Source organism: Pantoea sp. C8B4 (assembly GCF_051336905.1).
In the GTDB taxonomy this organism is placed as follows: domain Bacteria; phylum Pseudomonadota; class Gammaproteobacteria; order Enterobacterales; family Enterobacteriaceae; genus Pantoea; species Pantoea rwandensis_B.
Window position 1 is genome coordinate 238,949 of sequence record NZ_JBGMNK010000002.1, and the last position, 15,955, is coordinate 254,903.

General features: G+C 54.9%; 15 protein-coding genes. 5 read left to right on the forward strand and 10 right to left on the reverse strand.

Annotated elements, in window-relative coordinates; genetic code table 11:
• The first annotated feature begins 12 nt into the window (after positions 1–12).
• From ACCW76_RS03895 to ACCW76_RS03915, 5 genes are all read left to right on the forward strand, one after another.
• The gene (locus ACCW76_RS03895; RefSeq protein ID WP_436337807.1) at positions 13–1,335 is read left to right on the forward strand and encodes a methyl-accepting chemotaxis protein; all 1,323 of its coding nucleotides are present in this window, start codon (positions 13–15) and stop codon (positions 1,333–1,335) included.
• A gap of 101 nt (positions 1,336–1,436) precedes the next feature.
• On the forward strand, positions 1,437–2,660 hold the full coding sequence (locus ACCW76_RS03900; protein ID WP_038644771.1) for a SpoIIE family protein phosphatase: 1,224 nt from the start codon (positions 1,437–1,439) through the stop codon (positions 2,658–2,660).
• 11 nt (positions 2,661–2,671) lie between these two features.
• Positions 2,672–3,223, forward strand: coding sequence for a SiaB family protein kinase (locus tag ACCW76_RS03905; RefSeq protein WP_038644769.1), 552 nt, complete (start codon positions 2,672–2,674; stop codon positions 3,221–3,223).
• Between the two features lie 7 nt (positions 3,224–3,230).
• Entirely contained in the window at positions 3,231–3,617 is a 387-nt protein-coding gene (locus ACCW76_RS03910) for a DUF1987 domain-containing protein (RefSeq protein ID WP_034828496.1), read from the forward strand.
• On the forward strand, positions 3,614–4,324 hold the full coding sequence (locus tag ACCW76_RS03915) for a GGDEF domain-containing protein (RefSeq protein WP_080748190.1): 711 nt from the start codon (positions 3,614–3,616) through the stop codon (positions 4,322–4,324). The genes ACCW76_RS03910 and ACCW76_RS03915 overlap by 4 nt, the downstream gene beginning before the upstream one ends.
• Before the next feature lie 101 nt (positions 4,325–4,425).
• On the opposite strand, the gene mrdA is transcribed toward ACCW76_RS03915, so the two are convergent.
• From mrdA to prfC, 10 genes are all read right to left on the reverse strand, one after another.
• On the reverse strand, positions 4,426–6,303 hold the full coding sequence (gene mrdA, locus ACCW76_RS03920; protein ID WP_436337808.1) for a penicillin-binding protein 2: 1,878 nt from the start codon (positions 6,301–6,303) through the stop codon (positions 4,426–4,428).
• Positions 6,304–6,575: 272 nt separating this feature from the next.
• A complete protein-coding gene (gene deoD / locus ACCW76_RS03925; RefSeq protein WP_034828492.1) occupies positions 6,576–7,289 on the reverse strand; it encodes a purine-nucleoside phosphorylase in 714 nt (237 codons plus the stop codon).
• A 33-nt stretch (positions 7,290–7,322) separates the two neighbouring features.
• Positions 7,323–8,546, reverse strand: coding sequence for a phosphopentomutase (gene deoB, locus ACCW76_RS03930; RefSeq protein ID WP_436337809.1), 1,224 nt, complete (start codon positions 8,544–8,546; stop codon positions 7,323–7,325).
• A gap of 91 nt (positions 8,547–8,637) precedes the next feature.
• Positions 8,638–9,960: a thymidine phosphorylase gene (deoA, locus tag ACCW76_RS03935; RefSeq protein WP_038644763.1), complete on the reverse strand. Its 1,323-nt coding sequence runs from the start codon at positions 9,958–9,960 to the stop codon at positions 8,638–8,640.
• A gap of 79 nt (positions 9,961–10,039) precedes the next feature.
• Positions 10,040–10,819: a deoxyribose-phosphate aldolase gene (gene deoC, locus ACCW76_RS03940; protein WP_436337810.1), complete on the reverse strand. Its 780-nt coding sequence runs from the start codon at positions 10,817–10,819 to the stop codon at positions 10,040–10,042.
• Positions 10,820–11,111: 292 nt separating this feature from the next.
• Positions 11,112–11,888, reverse strand: coding sequence for a TatD family hydrolase (locus ACCW76_RS03945; protein WP_436337811.1), 777 nt, complete (start codon positions 11,886–11,888; stop codon positions 11,112–11,114).
• A complete protein-coding gene (locus ACCW76_RS03950; protein ID WP_436337812.1) occupies positions 11,885–12,937 on the reverse strand; it encodes a patatin-like phospholipase family protein in 1,053 nt (350 codons plus the stop codon). The genes ACCW76_RS03945 and ACCW76_RS03950 overlap by 4 nt, the downstream gene beginning before the upstream one ends.
• Positions 12,938–13,115: 178 nt before the next feature.
• Complete coding sequence (locus ACCW76_RS03955; protein WP_013510475.1) at positions 13,116–13,277, reverse strand: DUF1328 domain-containing protein; 162 nt, start codon at positions 13,275–13,277, stop codon at positions 13,116–13,118.
• Positions 13,278–13,372: 95 nt separating this feature from the next.
• Positions 13,373–13,960 (reverse strand): molecular chaperone OsmY, encoded by a 588-nt coding sequence (osmY, locus tag ACCW76_RS03960; protein WP_436337813.1) that lies wholly within the window; start codon positions 13,958–13,960, stop codon positions 13,373–13,375.
• 259 nt (positions 13,961–14,219) lie between these two features.
• Entirely contained in the window at positions 14,220–15,809 is a 1,590-nt protein-coding gene (gene prfC / locus ACCW76_RS03965) for a peptide chain release factor 3 (protein WP_436337814.1), read from the reverse strand.
• Positions 15,810–15,955 lie beyond the last annotated feature (146 nt).

Sequence of the window (15,955 nt, forward strand, 5' to 3'; positions counted from 1 at the left end):
ATAAGGTCCACCATGTTTAGCACAATTACATCGGGAATCCTGTCACGCCTGGCGTGGCAGAAACGCGCTCGCAGCAGTGCAACGCTCAGTTCGTTGCAGGATGCGATTGCGATGGTTGAATTTACGCCGGAAGGCCACATTCTCACCGCCAATGAACTGTTCCTTGAACGGATGGGATACACGCTGAAGGAGATTGTCGGCCAGCATCACAGCATGTTTTGCACGGCTGATTTAGTCCAGTCCCCGCAGTATCGCGATTTCTGGCGCCGCCTGAACCGTGGCGAAGGCTTTAGCGACAAATTCCTGCGCGTGGCAAAACACAGCCGCCCAATCTGGCTGGAAGCCAACTATGTGCCGGTGCAGGACCGCAGCGGCCGGGTGATCAAAATCGTTAAGCTGGCGAGCGATATCACCGCACGGATTATTGATGCGCAAGAGCAGCGCGCCATGACCACCGCCATTGAGCGTTCGATGGCGGTCATCGCCTTTAACCTCAAAGGCGAAGTGCTGATGACCAATGACAATTTCCTTAAAACCATGGGTTATCGCAGCGATGAAGTAATTGGCGTTCATCACAGCCAGTTCTGCCCGCCGCAGATGCGTAACAGTGACGAGTATCGCCGCTTCTGGCACAAGCTGAATCAGGGCGAATATATCTCCGGCCAGTTTGAGCGCGTCAACAAGCTGGGACGCACCGTGTGGCTGCGTGCCACCTATAACCCGGTGTTCAACGAAGCGGGCGAACTGTACAAAGTGGTGAAATTCGCCACCGATGTGACCGCACAGGTGGAGAAGAACCATCTGGAGCGCGAGGCGGCACAGCAGGCATATCAAACGGCGCTGCAAACCAGCGAAAGCACACGACTCGGTGCCACGGTGATTGAAAACAGTGTGCAAACCATCAATGAACTGGCGGGCGAACTGCACGGTATTTCCGGCGATATCAGCAACCTCAGCGAATCCTCAGACCGCATTGGTGCGATTGTCGAGAGCATTCGCCGCATCGCCGATCAGACCAATCTGCTGGCGCTCAACGCCGCGGTGGAAGCCGCGCGTGCCGGGCAACATGGTCGCAGCTTTGCTGTGGTCGCTAACGAGGTTCGCACGCTGGCGGCGAATATCAACCGCGCCACCACCGAGATCGAGAATATGGTGCAACATAATCACACTCTCGCCGAAAAAGCGTTGAAAGGCATCGAATCTAACCTGAAACGTGCCGATCATGGCGTCGTGTTAGCCAAAGAAGCGGGCGGTGTGATCTCTGAGATTCGCGGCAGCTCCAGCGAAGTGGTGCGCGCCATCAGTCATGTGGCTGAAGCCTTGAAAGAAGAGTGATTTTCGTCTTATCTCTTCTTCTATTGCACTGCTGTGACATAAAACTGTCATGGCAGTGCAGTAATCTAGGATAAATCCTAATCAATGCCAGAAAAATTCTTATGCAGCTGCCTGATTTACGCGCAGGATTAACCTCCCTGTCGAGCCGTTCCCGTGCGCGTTCGCTGTGCATTGAGGTACCGTTTGTGAGTCCCGCCATGGACAACACTGCGGTCATGGCTCTGTTTACCGAACACAAAGATTTGATCGGTTTGCCGGTCATCGAGAACGGCACGCCGTTTGGCATGATCAACCGCCATATATTCCTGTCACAGATGACGCGCCCGTTTTTCCGCGAACTCTATGACCGCAAAAGCTGCATCGCTTTTATGGACAAAGAGCCGCTGGTGATTGATGCCGATACCGAGTTGGATCAGGTGGCGCATCAGGTGGTGGCAACCGGTGATAAATCGGTCACCGACGGATTTATTTTGACCGAACAAGGCCGCTATATCGGTATCGGTTTGGGGATCGATTTGATCCGCACCGTCTCCGATTTGCAGGCACAACAGCATCAACAAATTTTGCAGAGTATCGATTATGCACGCGTGATTCAGGACGCGATGCTTGATCGCTCAAAACAGCAAATGGCCCAGCAACTCAATGACTGGTGCCTGCACTGGCAGCCGCGCGATGGCGTGGGCGGCGACTATTATGCATTCCATCAGGATGAACACGGCTGGCTGGCATTGATTGCCGACTGCACCGGCCATGGCATTCCGGGTGCCTTTATGACGGTGATCCTGCAATCCGCATTGGAAAACGCGCTGCAGAAAAACCGTCGGGCACCGTCCGATCTGCTGCAATCACTGAATCGTCATATTAAACAAACCCTTGGGCAGCTCAATGCTACGCAGCAAACGTCGCTCTCCAATGACGGCTGTGATGCTATCGCGCTACGCCTTGATACTCACCAACATCAACTCAGCTGGGCCAGCGCACGCATGCATGCGCTGTTACATCCGGCTGCTGGCGAAGCGGAATCGCTAAAGGCCGATCGCGTCGGTGTGGGTTACACCGATACGCCGCAAGATTACATCTGGCCGGAACATCAACGCACGCTGCATCCCGGCGATATGTTGTTGGTGATGACCGATGGCGTGACCGATCAGCCCGGCGGTGAACGCCATATTATGTTTGGCAAAAAGCGCATTCAGACGCTGGTAACACAATATCAAACCCTGCCGATGGACGAGCTGTCAGCGACCTTTGAGCGGGAATTTCTCAACTGGCAAGGCAACCAGCCGCGACGCGATGACGTCACCTGGTTTGGCTTCCGTTATTGAATGAGCACCCTATGAACTCAGGTTCAACCCTTAGCCGCGTACCGCCAGAAAGCGTTGCACTGCACTATACTGGCTTCTTCTCGCCGCAGAACATCACCGCCATGGGCGAGGTGATTAAGGTCTTTCTGGAGAACCAGCAGGCGCCGGTGAAAGTGCGCCGCCGCTTGTTCTCCAGCTTTGTTGAAATCGTACAGAATATCCTGCGTTATTCGCAGGATAGCCGCGTCATGAACCACGCCGAGCAGGATTTTCGCTTTGGCACCGTTACGCTGCGCGTAGATGGCGACAACTACGTGCTGGAAAGCAGCAATCAGGTCGATGAAGTCGCCTGTGAGCAGCTGCGTTACTGGCTGGATTTGCTGCGTACCATGAGCAATGAAGAGATCAAACAGGCATACCGCGTAGGTCTGCGAGCTGAGAGCCCTGCCACAAGCAAAGGGGCCAACATAGGATTACTGACACTTGCCCGTGATGTCAGTGAACCGCTGGAGTATGAACTGCGTCCGCTGGAGTCCAGTGGTTACGCCACGTTTTGGCTCAAAGCCACCATTCACCAGGATTGAATTGTTTATGCAAAACCTTGTTATTGCTGCCACAGAAAGCACTCCCGAGGTCAATTTTGACTTCGAAAGCGGCCAGTTTTCCCTGCGCGGAGAGTCCTGGCCAGAAAACGCCGCCGCCTTCTACCGTCCGTTGCTGGATGCGCTGGAAAGCTGGCAGCCCGCACAAAGCGGCCAGATCGAAGCCAATATTGCCCTGCGCTATTTCAACAGCTCCAGCACCAAAATGCTGTTTAGCCTGTTTGATCTGTTCAATCAGCTGGCGCAGAAAGGCCAAAAGGTTGAACTCAACTGGTTCTTTGATGAAGAAGATGATGTGTCTGAAGAGTTCGGTCAGGAACTGGCGCTGGACTTTACCGATCTGCAGGTCAATCTGCGAGCGGAAATGGCCTCATGATGGACCTGAATGAGCTGTTTCGCGAAGAGAGCGAGGTGCTAACGCGCGCTCAGGATGTTGCGGCTCAGACCTCGCTCAGTGCAGACGATTATCGTAATGCGTTGCTGAACGTTAATCGCCACTATCAGCGCCTGATGCGCGAGACCTATCGCATGATCTCGCGCAGTGACCGTGCTGAACGCGAGCTGAACCGCGTCAATGAGCAGCTGCATCAACTGGCTCAGGAGCTGGAATACAAAGCCAGCCACGATCCTCTCACCGCTGTCTGGAACCGCGGTGCCATCATTCAGCGTATTACGAATACGTTGAGCAATGGCCCAGCGGCGCTGATCATTCTCGATATCGACCACTTCAAGAAGATCAACGATGAGTTCGGTCATCCAATGGGTGATAAGGTGATTTGCGGCCTGGTGTCGCGTATTCAGACGCACTGTCCGGAAGATGCCAGCATTGGCCGTATTGGCGGTGAAGAGTTTACCGTGCTGCTGCCGCACTACCGTTTATCGGACGCGGTGATTGTCGCGGGCGCGATTCATGCCTCACTGAACGCCTCGCCATTGGCGGTGCTGCCGGGTCAATTAGTCACGGCCAGCCTCGGCGTGAGCTACGGCAAACCGGGTTCTGATTTCGAAACCCTGTATAACAATGCTGATGCCGCGCTATATGATGCGAAAAACCACGGTCGCAATCGGGTTTTCTTCCGCTAGACGAGCCTTGTCGCGACAGCATCTAGAGCGCAGAGATTAGCATTACCGCTCAGGTTCGCGCGATAAATCGCACCACGACGGTGTGTGCGGTCTCGCGCAAATTAATTTTTCTGTGCTGTTTCCACCGGCGGCTCAGACGGTGGCGGCAGGAAGATGTGATCGAGAATATTGCGCATCAACGGCGCTGCCGTCACCCCTTCACTTCCCCCGTTTTCCAGAATCAACGCCACCGCCACTTTCGGATCATTAAAGGGTGCGAACGCGGTATAGAAGATGTGGTCACGCAGGCGCGTCGGGATCATTTTCGCGTTGTAGACCTGGTTCTGCTTCAGACTGAACACCTGAGACGTCCCCGACTTCGCCGCAATGCCGTAAGGCGCGGTGTGGAAATACTTATAACCGGTGCCGTTCGGTGCATTGGCCATGCCGAACATCGCGTGACGCACCAGCGACCAGTACGGTGATTTTGGATCGCCAATCTGCGGCTGCGGGTCTTTCGGCTGATACAGCTGCTGCTCAGTGCCACGCTGCGATTTCTCCAGCAGGTGCGGATTAATCACCCGGCCGTTGTTGAGCAGTGCCACCAGCGCTTTCACCATCTGAATCGGCGTAGCGATCCAGTAACCCTGCCCAATCCCTACCGAAACCGTATCGCCCTGATACCACGCGTGTTTATGTACTTTCTGCTTCCACTCGCGGCTTGGCAGCAGCCCGGCATACTCTTCATTGAGATCGATGCCGGTCGGTTTGCCGTAGCCAAACTGGCTCAGCATGGTGTGAATACGATCGATGCCCATCATAAACGCCACCTGATAGAAGAAGCTGTCCGCCGACTCCTCAATCGCCTTGGTGACATCCAGCGTGCCATGCCCCGATTTTTTCCAGTCACGATATTTACGATCGGTGCCTGGCAGTGTCCAGGTCGGTGCACCAAAAATGGTAAAGCTGGGGGTGATCACCTTGGTCAGCAGCGCGGACATCGCCATATAGGGTTTAACTGTCGAGGCCGGTGGATACAGGCCTTGCGTGACACGGTTGATCAGCGGCAGATTTTTGTCCTGCAACAGAGTTTTATAGGCTTTGTAGCTGATGCCCTTCACAAACGGATTGGGATCGTAACTGGGCGCAGACACCATCGCTAACACGCTGCCATCGCGTGGATCTTCAATCAGCGCCGCCGCACGCTGACCGGCGAGCTGGCTCTCAACGTACTGTTGCAGATGCAGATCCAGCGTCAGATAGACGTTCTGCCCGGCAACCGGCGGCACTTCTTTCAGCACGCGCACAATGCGACCGTGGTTATCCACTTCCACTTCCTGATAACCGGTTTTGCCGTGCAAAATTGACTCGTAATAGCCTTCAATGCCCTGCTTTCCGATGTTGTGGTCGGCAGCATAGTTTTCGCCGACGCCTTCGGCATTAAGGCGTTTGAAATCGTTATCGTTGATCTTGGAAACATAGCCCACCACATGGGCTAAATCGGCGCCATAGGGATACTCGCGGTCCTCATAGGTATCGATCGCCACGCCGGTGAAACGGAACTGATTGACGGAGAAGCGCGCCACCTGCTCATCGGTGAGTTCTGCTTTTAACTCGACCGGCTTATAGCGGCTGTTCTGTTTGAGTTCGTGCTCGAAGGTTTCAATTTCTTCTGGCGTCAGGTCGACAATCGGCGTCAGCTGCTTCAGCGTTTCCTGCATATTGTCGATTTTGTACGGCGTCACGAGAATGTCGTACCAGGTGACGTTACGCACCAGCGGAATACCGTTGCGATCGTAGATCAACCCTCGCGTCGGCGCGATGGGGATCATTTTGATGTCGTTTTCGTTGGACCGCGTCTGGTAATAGCTGTGCTGATCCACCTGCAGACGATACAGGTTAACGCCAAGGATAATGAAACAGATGACGACCAGAGCAAAAGCGACAAGCGCACGGCGGACAAACAGTTTTTCTTCAGCTTCGAAATTACGGAAATTCATCAGGGGGGCTTAGTCTCTTTGTTATCACGCTAATGATAAGCAGAGATTGCTTTAGAGCCAGCACGAAGATGCACAAGCCTGGGTAAAAGTGTGTCAGATGTTTACGAGGAGAGGTTCAGGTCGCCCTAAGTGGTATCGCTGATTCCGAGCGGTGACTCACGAGGTCGTCATAAATGGCAGGGTGAAGAATAAGGTCGCCATCAATGACGACCCTGTGCACTGATGCGTTTCGTCAGGTGCGCCTTGCAGCGCACCGAACAAAACAGACGGGATTAATCCCCCAGCAGCACCGACTCCAGCGCGATCTTGATCATATCGTTGAAGGTGGTCTGGCGCTCAGCAGCCGTGGTCTGCTCGTGCGTGCGGATATGATCCGACACGGTGCAGATGGTCAACGCTTTAGCCCCGAACTCCGCTGCCACGCCGTAGATACCGGCAGCTTCCATTTCCACACCCAGAATGCCGTACTTCTCCATCACATCGAACATCTGCGGATCTGGCGTATAGAACAGATCGGCAGAGAAGATGTTGCCAACGCGCGCATCCACACCCAGTGCTTTTGCCGCATCAACCGCATTACGCACCATGTCGAAATCTGCAATCGCGGCGAAGTCGTGATCCTTGAAACGCATACGGTTCACTTTGGAATCGGTACAGGCACCCAGACCAATCACCACATCACGCAGTTTCACATCGGCACGCACCGCACCGCAGGAACCCACACGGATGATTTTCTTCACGCCAAAATCAGTGATCAGCTCTTTGGTGTAGATCGAGCAAGATGGAATGCCCATGCCGTGGCCCATCACTGAGATTTTGCGGCCTTTGTAAGTCCCGGTGTAACCCAGCATGCCGCGCACGTTGTTCACTTCTACTGCATCTTCCAGGAAGGTTTCAGCAATGTGCTTAGCGCGCAGGGGATCGCCTGGCATCAGTACGACGTCCGCGAAATCACCCATTTCTGCATTAATATGAGGCGTTGCCATGGTTATTTTCCTTATTAAAATTGGTGGGCTGTTTTACAGCAGGCTTTTACCGTAGTCCATGCTGGACAGGCCAAAATACTTCGCAATGGTCTGGCCGATATCCGCGAAGGTATCGCGGTAACCCAGCGATCCCGGCTTCACTTTCGGGCCATAAATCAAAATCGGAATGTGCTCGCGCGTGTGCTCAGTGCCGTGCCAGCTTGGATCGCAGCCGTGGTCAGCGGTGAGGATCAAAATGTCACCCTCTTTCACTAACTCCATCAACTCCGGCAAGCGACGGTCAAAGAACTCCAGTCCACCGGCATAACCCGCGATATCGCGACGATGGCCCCAGGTGGAGTCAAAATCAACGAAGTTGGTGAACACAATGGAGTTGTCCGGCGCCTTTTTCATCTGCTCGATGGTGGCATTGAACAGTGCATCCAGCCCGGTGGCTTTCACCTTCTGGGTAATGCCCTGCTCGGCATAGATATCCGCGATTTTACCCACAGAGATCACTTCACCGCCCTTCTCATCCACCAGCTTTTTCAGCATGGTTGGCGCAGGCGGTTCTACGGCCAGATCGTGGCGGTTGCCGGTACGCTCGAAGTTGCCCGCTTTGTCACCGACAAACGGACGCGCGATAACACGGCCAATGTTGTAGCCACCGTTGGTCAGCTCTTCACGTGCGATTTCACACAGCTCGTACAGACGATCAAGACCAAACGTCTCTTCGTGACAGGCAATCTGGAATACCGAGTCCGCCGAGGTGTAGAAAATCGGCTTGCCGGATTTCATGTGTTCTTCGCCCAGTTGGTCGAGGATCACCGTACCCGAAGAGTGGCAGTTACCGAGATAACCCGGCAGATTGGCGCGTTTCACCAGCACATCAAGCAGCTCCTGCGGAAAGCTGTTCTCTTTGTCGCTGAAGTAGCCCCAGTCAAACAGCACCGGTACACCGGCGATTTCCCAGTGGCCTGACGGCGTATCTTTACCGGATGACAGCTCGCTGGCGTAAGCATAGGCACCAATGATTTCTGCATTGGCGTCGAGCCCCTGCGGGAAACGCCCCGTAGAGAGTTCAGCCGCTTTACCCAGGCCGAGCGCGGTCAGGTTTGGCAGATGCAGCGGGCCTTCGCGACCTTCATTGGCGCGGCCTTCGAAGCACGCTTCGGCGATGTGGCCGAGCGTATCCGATCCTTCATCACCGAATTTATCGGCGTCTTTGCTGGAACCGATCCCGAAGGAGTCGAGAACCATAATAAAAGCACGTTTCATGCAAGTCTCCTGCGCAATGGCGCGATGACAAGTCAAAAAAAAGCGATCAGATCAGTATACCCGAATGGCCGCTCCCTGGCACGAAGAAGCGTTACTCGCTGACGCGGCGATAGACCACCGGCGTTTCCGCAGGCGCGCTGTCACTCAATGTGATAGCCGCTTTGACCGCTTCCGCAGCCTGCTGCCACTGCGCTTCCGACGCGGCATGAATCACCGCCAGCGGGCGCTGTGCATCAACCTGCGTGCCGAGCGTGGTCATGTCACTTAAGCCCACGCTGTAATCAATGCTGTCGCTGGCACGCTGACGACCCCCACCCAACGACACCACCGCCATCCCCAGCGCACGGGTATCCATGGCGCTGACAATCCCGGCGCGATCGGCATACACCGCTTTGCTCAGGGTCGGTGCAGGGAGATAGCTATCCATACGCTCGATAAAATCAACCGGGCCGTTCTGCGCCGCCACCATGCGCGCGAACACTTCCGCCGCTTTACCGTTATCCAGCACGTTTTGCAGTTTCTGCCGTGCTTCGGCGTCGTTCTCTGCCAATTTGCCGGAGATCAGCATTTCCGAGCACAGCGCCATGGTCACTTCCAGCAGGCGTGGATTGCGCGCCTCACCCGTCAGGAACTGCACCGCTTCACGCACTTCCAGCGCGTTACCGGCGGTGGATGCCAGCACCTGATTCATATCGGTGAGCAGCGCGGTGGTTTTACAGCCCGCACCGTTCGCCACGCCAACAATCGCCTGCGCCAGATTTTCTGAAGCTTCAAAGGTCGGCATAAAGGCACCGGAACCGACTTTCACATCCATCACCAGCGCATCCAGTCCTTCCGCCAGTTTCTTGGCGAGGATCGAGGCGGTGATCAGCGGGATCGAGTCAACGGTAGCGGTGATATCACGCGTGGCGTAGAAACGCTTATCGGCAGGCGCCAGTGAGTTGGTCTGGCCAATGATGGCAATACCCACATCTTTGATGATCTGGCGGAAACGATCGTCACTCGGGAAGATATCGAAACCGGGGATCGCTTCCAGCTTATCCAGCGTACCGCCGGTGTGACCAAGGCCGCGCCCGGAGATCATCGGGACATAACCGCCACACGCGGCCACCATCGGACCGAGCATCAGCGATGTTACGTCGCCCACGCCGCCGGTGGAGTGCTTATCAACAATCGGGCCGTTGAGGTTCAACGACTTCCAGTTGAGCACCGAGCCGGAATCGCGCATCGCCATGGTCAGCGCCACGCGCTCTTCCAGATTCATATCGTGGAAGTAGATGGTCATTGCCAGTGCGGCAATCTGGCCTTCTGATACGCTGTTGTCGCGCACGCCATTGATAAAGAAACGGATCTCCGCCTCGCTCAGTGGCTGACCGTCGCGTTTTTTTCGAATAATTTCTTGTGGCAGGAACAAGGTTGCCTCCCCGGGGGATTGCTGTGAAATGCACCAAACATTCTTTGGGTCGCCATTGATGGCGACCCTGAGGCTGGGATCAGTAGCCCGCTTTGCTGGTCGCTGTCGCGTGGCCCAGGGTGTTCAGCAGGCTCGCCAGCAGGCTTGAAGCACCAAAGCGGAAATGGCGCGCATCTGCCCAGCCTTCGCCCAGAATGTCATCCGCCAGCTTCAGATAGATCGCGGCATCTTCCGCCGTGCGCACGCCACCCGCAGGCTTAAAGCCCACCTGCTGCTGCACGCCTTTATCGTGAATCACCTGCATCATGATGGCTGCCACCTCTGGCGTGGCGTTCACCGGCACTTTACCGGTTGAGGTTTTGATGAAATCCGCACCGGCATCGATAGCGATTTCAGAAGCGGCGCGAATCAGCGCTTCTTCTTTCAGTTCACCGGTTTCGATGATCACTTTAAGCAGCACGTTGGCAGCGGCGCAGGCTTCTTTACAGGCTTTTACCAGCGCAAAACCGATGTCGCGATTGCCAGCAATCAGCGCGCGATACGGGAAGACCACGTCCACTTCGTCTGCACCGTATGCAATCGCCGCACGGGTTTCTGCCAGCGCGATCTCAACGTCATCGTTGCCGTGCGGGAAGTTAGTGACCGTGGCGATGCGGATATCAGGCGTGCCCTGCTCGCGCAGTGCTTTACGTGCCGCAGGGATGAAACGCGGATAGATGCAAATGGCCGCGGTATTACCGGCTGGCGACTTCGCCTGATGGCACAGCGCGATCACCTTCTCATCGGTGTCATCGTCGTTCAGGGTGGTCAAATCCATCAGTTGCAGGGCGCGTAGTGCGGCCGCTTTAAGATCGGTCATGATGCTCTCCAAAAGGTGACCGGCAGACTGTGCCCACCGGATAATGTGATAATTCTAACAAACCACACCTGAATGAATTGCGCTTCATGTCACATGAAAAAAGAAAATTCGTCATATGAATACAATTATTTAGTGATTTAAGTCACAAATAACCGCCAGCACACCCGTTTTCAGGCGCAATACAGGTTGTGAATATTATCACAAAACAGGGTGAAAAAGGATAATGCCGATTTTATTACTGTAGCCAATGCCCGCCAAAACCGCGGGAAATCCAGATTGTGTCGGGAGGGGATCAGGCAGGCAGGGCAAACACGCGCAGGCTGTTTTGCCACAGCGTATCGGCAATGATATCGGGTGATTCACTGCGCAACTGACACAGCACATCAAACACGTTACGCGCGCGCTCAGGACGGTTGGGCTGCCCCTGATAACCCTGCAACGGCATATCGGGCGCATCGGTTTCCAGCAACAGCGAGGTAAGCGGCAGGTTAGCAATGGTGTTGCGAGTTTTACTGGCGCGTTCATAGGTGATGGTGCCGCCCACGCCGATCGCATAGCCAAGCTGGATAAAGCGTTCTGCCTGCTGCTGGCTGCCCGCAAAACCGTGTACCACACCACGGCGCGGTAAATCATGGCGACGCAAATGCAGCGCTAACTGATCGTGGGTACGTCGCGAATGCAGGATCACCGGCAAATCATACTGTTTCGCCAGTTTGAGCTGCGCATCCAGTAACCGCGTCTGCTTATCAAATTGCGCGTCTTGCATGTACAGATCGAGGCCGATCTCGCCGATCGCCACGCGTTTGCTATCCGGCGTTTTCAACCACTGTTCCAGCTGATCCAGGTGCGTATCCTGATGCGCGGCAATATTGATCGGATGCAGCCCTAATGCGGCATACAGCGCCTCGTGCTGTTGCGCCAGCTGGCTGACCAGTGCAAAGCGGCTGGCATCGACGCTCGGCACAATAATGCGTTCCACACCCGACTGCGCCGCACGGGCGATGCTGCCTGTGGCGTCATCGACAAAAGGCGGGAAATCGAAATGGCAGTGGGTGTCGATAAATCTCATGCCAGCGATCCTGCATCAAAATCGGCATCATTATCCGCCAGCGGCGGCCTATGCACGGCACGATTGTCTGGCGCATTCGCCACGGCGGCCGGCGGTGTCACGGTAGTCTGGCGCAGGAACGGTTCGGCATCGCTCAGCCATTGACCCAGCGTCGCGAGGAAATAGCGGCCGCTGCGGCGCCCTAAATGGTAATCCTGATTCAGTGAAGCCAAACGACTGCCCAGCGCCATACTCGCCAGCGGTTTCGGCGGGTAAATTTCAATGATGCGCAGGTCGTCCGGCGGCTGTTCGATAAACTGCTGAATCTCACGATAGCTCTCTTCATGGTGATGCAGGATGTTGATCATCGGCTGCAGCGCGCTGTCACCCAGCCAGCGCTCCATGCGTTTGAACCATTTCGGCGTGTAAGACATTTGTGATGGTACGGTGCGGATCACCACAATGGTATCGGCGCCACGCCGTGCCGCTTCACGCACCGGAATGGCATCACTGATACCGCCATCCAGATAGTTCACCCCATCCATCAGCACGCCGCTGCGATAGAAACCCGGAATGGCGCTGGAAGCTTTGATCACGTCATGCCAGTTCAGGCTGGTGGGATTGAAATATTCAGCGCGGTAATCGTCACCACGACAGGCGCACATATAGAACTCGCTGCCTTTGGCAAACAGCCCTTCGGCGTTGCTGAGCGACAAGGGAAACTCTTGTTTGGTGATGTCGATTAGCCAGTCGAGATCGATCAGATGGCCGCCGCGCACAAAGCGCAACGGATCAAAAAACAGTTTGCTGGTGGTATAACGCGTGATGACGCGGCGCGCGTAGCCCGGCTGGGCGCAAACAAACGCAGACAGGTTTTGTGCCCCAGCGGAGGTGCCCAGCATCAATTGAAACGGGTTAAAACCGGCGCGCTGAAACTCATCAAGGACGCCTGCGGTGAAGATGCCGCGTTGACCGCCGCCTTCGCAGACCAGGGCAATTTTTTTGGATTTAAATGGGGTGAGCGCCAGTGGCTCAAAGGTGTCCAGTGACACCGGGATGCGTATTCCCAATGGATGTCCCTCAGTTTTCCTGCTCTGAGGGAGCCGCTGACGGCAGCATCCCGGAGAACCAGTCATTGTCATTCCCTGACCTATTGCATCGTGCAATCGGTGCGGCTGCCTATTATGCCGCAAATGACTGGTCTCCGCTTTAGTGACTCGCGGGTTAGCGTTGTGTTAACGCAATCGGTCAGGGTCGTTTACGCCCGGTAAACAGGCTGATGAGGAACAGAATAATACCGACGATGAAGACAATTTTAGCTGCCCATGCTGCCGTACCCGCCAGACCGCCGAAACCTAATGCTGCAGCAATCAGAGCGATGACCAGAAAGATAATACCCCAACGAAACATAAGCCTCTCCTTACCGTAGTGAAAATCGAACTGCTTATTCATACCACATTGTTTTTATTACGAAACGGCACCGAAACAGTGCCGCTTCGCTCGCGTTAAGATTTCACCTTCAGGTCATTCTTCACGCTTTTGACGCCTTCAATGGCTTTGGCGATTTTCTCAGCACGATCGGACTGTGCCTGGTTCGCCACTTCTCCTGATAACTGCACCACGCCATCGGTGGTTTCCACCTTCACGTTGCGCGATGGCACAATGTCATCTGCTAAAAGCTTAGCTTTGATTTCACTGGTGGTTGCGGTATCCCCCGCATAACCTTTCAGTGTGGTCTCTTTGCTGTCTTTAACGTGCAGTTTGTCACTGACGGATTTCACGCCCTCAACTTTTTGCACCAGCGCCACGGCTTTTTCCGCCTGATCCTGCGAAGCGACAAAGCCGCTCAGCGTGACCACGCCCTGATGCGTTTTCACTGAGATATCCGTACTTTTAATCGCTTCATCATCCACCAGTGCCGCTTTGGCCTTGGCCGTGATGCCGCTGTCATCCATAAAACCATCGACTTTTTTCATAGAACTATCGATTTTAGAACCCGTGCTGCTGGTATCCGCAGCAAACGCCGCGCCGCCCATCAAGGCAGTAGAGGCCAGAGCCGCAATCAGGGTTTTGGCAACCTTAGTCTTATTCATCGATATCATCCTTCTATCAGTTAACTCACTCGCAACTGCGAATGCGCCAGCAACAAACGGCGTTGCTGCATTGATGGACGTAATGAAACCAGAGGTCTCTTTTCTCGTCCGACAGGATAATCATAGTAGGGATTACAGGTTTTGCTGGCTTTTGTGGTTGATATCTCGCCAAAAAGCGATAAACGCAGCGCAAATAGGAGGAGTCTGTAGGATAAAAACAGGGCCAGTGAAAATCACTGGCCCTGTTTGTGAGGCGGGATTAATGTTCGCGCGTTTTGCGGAACGTCACGTCAGGATAGCGTTCCTGTGTGATGTTGAGGTTCACCATGGTCGGGGCGATGTAAGTGAGGTTATCACCGCCATCCAGCGCCAGGTTCACTTCGTTTTTGCGTTGGAAGTCGTCGAATTTCTTCGCATCACTGCACTCAACCCAACGAGCGGTTGCGACGTTGATAGCTTCATAAATCGCTTCAACGTTGTATTCGCTTTTCAGACGCGCCACAACCACTTCAAACTGCAGCACACCGACCGCACCCACGATCAGATCGTTGTTGTGCACCGGGCGGAACACCTGCACCGCGCCCTCTTCCGACAGCTGTACTAACCCTTTCAGCAGCTGTTTCTGCTTCAGCGGGTCGCGCAGACGAATACGACGGAACAGCTCCGGGGCGAAGTTCGGAATACCGGTGAACTTCATGTTTTCACCCTGGGTAAAGGTGTCGCCGATCTGAATGGTGCCGTGGTTGTGCAAACCAATGATGTCGCCGGGGAAGGCTTCTTCCACGTGCGAACGGTCGCCGGCCATAAAGGTCAATGCATCCGAGATCACCACGTCTTTGCCGGTACGCACCTGGCGCAGCTTCATGCCTTTCTCGTACTTGCCAGAAACCACACGCATGAAGGCAACACGGTCACGGTGTTTTGGATCCATATTCGCCTGGATCTTAAACACGAAGCCGCTGAATTTCTCCTCGCTGGATTCCACCAGACGCGCATCGGTTTTACGTGGCATCGGCGTCGGTGCCCAAGCCACTAAGCCATCGAGCATATGATCGACGCCGAAGTTACCCAGCGCGGTGCCGAAGAACACCGGGGTAATTTCACCGCTCAGGAACAGCTCCTGATCGAACTCGTGGGATGCGCCCTGCACCAGTTCCAGCTCATCGCGCAGTTGCTGTGCCAGGTCTTCACCGACCGCCGCGTCGAGATCCGGGTTCGCCAGACCTTTAACAATGCGCACTTCCTGAATGGTGTGGCCCTTACCGGTTTGATACAGGTAAGTTTCATCTTTGTAGAGGTGATACACGCCTTTAAACAGCTTACCGCAGCCAATCGGCCAGGTGATTGGCGCGCAGGCGATCTTCAACTCGCTCTCAACTTCATCCAGCAGTTCCATCGGATCGCGGATGTCACGGTCAAGTTTGTTCATAAAGGTGATGATCGGCGTATCGCGCAGACGGGTCACTTCCATCAGCTTACGGGTACGATCTTCAACACCTTTCGCGGCATCGATCACCATCAAACAGCAGTCAACCGCCGTCAGCGTACGGTAGGTATCTTCAGAGAAGTCTTCGTGCCCTGGGGTATCCAGCAGGTTCACCAGACTGTCGCGATACGGGAATTGCATCACCGAGGTGGTGATGGAGATACCACGTTGTTTCTCCATCTCCATCCAGTCAGATTTAGCATGCTGGCTGGAGCCGCGGCCTTTGACGGTACCGGCGGTTTGGATCGCCTGCCCGAACAGCAGCACTTTTTCGGTAATGGTGGTTTTACCGGCATCCGGGTGCGAGATGATCGCAAACGTACGGCGGCGCGCCACTTCATCTAAAAAGGAAGCAATAGACATGTGTGAATTCTTCTTCAAGGGCAACGCGCGGGCGGCGCGCTGCGAATAAATCGTTCCGGGCAAAGCCGGGGGATAACGGAACCAATGGTGACGCAGTGGCGTCAGTTCACAGCAAGATGTGCGCGATCTACATTGGCGGCAGTCCG

Excerpts from the sequence above, each read along its gene's own strand:
- ACCW76_RS03895 (WP_436337807.1), top strand. The coding sequence starts at position 13 with ATGTTTAGCACAATTACATCGGGAATCCTGTCACGCCTGGCGTGGCAG.
- ACCW76_RS03900 (WP_038644771.1), top strand. The coding sequence starts at position 1,437 with ATGCAGCTGCCTGATTTACGCGCAGGATTAACCTCCCTGTCGAGCCGT.
- ACCW76_RS03905 (WP_038644769.1), top strand. The coding sequence starts at position 2,672 with ATGAACTCAGGTTCAACCCTTAGCCGCGTACCGCCAGAAAGCGTTGCA.
- ACCW76_RS03910 (WP_034828496.1), top strand. The coding sequence starts at position 3,231 with ATGCAAAACCTTGTTATTGCTGCCACAGAAAGCACTCCCGAGGTCAAT.
- ACCW76_RS03915 (WP_080748190.1), top strand. The coding sequence starts at position 3,614 with ATGATGGACCTGAATGAGCTGTTTCGCGAAGAGAGCGAGGTGCTAACG.
- mrdA (WP_436337808.1), bottom strand. The coding sequence starts at position 6,303 with ATGAATTTCCGTAATTTCGAAGCTGAAGAAAAACTGTTTGTCCGCCGT.
- deoD (WP_034828492.1), bottom strand. The coding sequence starts at position 7,289 with ATGGCAACGCCTCATATTAATGCAGAAATGGGTGATTTCGCGGACGTC.
- deoB (WP_436337809.1), bottom strand. The coding sequence starts at position 8,546 with ATGAAACGTGCTTTTATTATGGTTCTCGACTCCTTCGGGATCGGTTCC.
- deoC (WP_436337810.1), bottom strand. The coding sequence starts at position 10,819 with ATGACCGATCTTAAAGCGGCCGCACTACGCGCCCTGCAACTGATGGAT.
- ACCW76_RS03945 (WP_436337811.1), bottom strand. The coding sequence starts at position 11,888 with ATGAGATTTATCGACACCCACTGCCATTTCGATTTCCCGCCTTTTGTC.
- ACCW76_RS03955 (WP_013510475.1), bottom strand. The coding sequence starts at position 13,277 with ATGTTTCGTTGGGGTATTATCTTTCTGGTCATCGCTCTGATTGCTGCA.
- osmY (WP_436337813.1), bottom strand. The coding sequence starts at position 13,960 with ATGAATAAGACTAAGGTTGCCAAAACCCTGATTGCGGCTCTGGCCTCT.
- prfC (WP_436337814.1), bottom strand. The coding sequence starts at position 15,809 with ATGTCTATTGCTTCCTTTTTAGATGAAGTGGCGCGCCGCCGTACGTTT.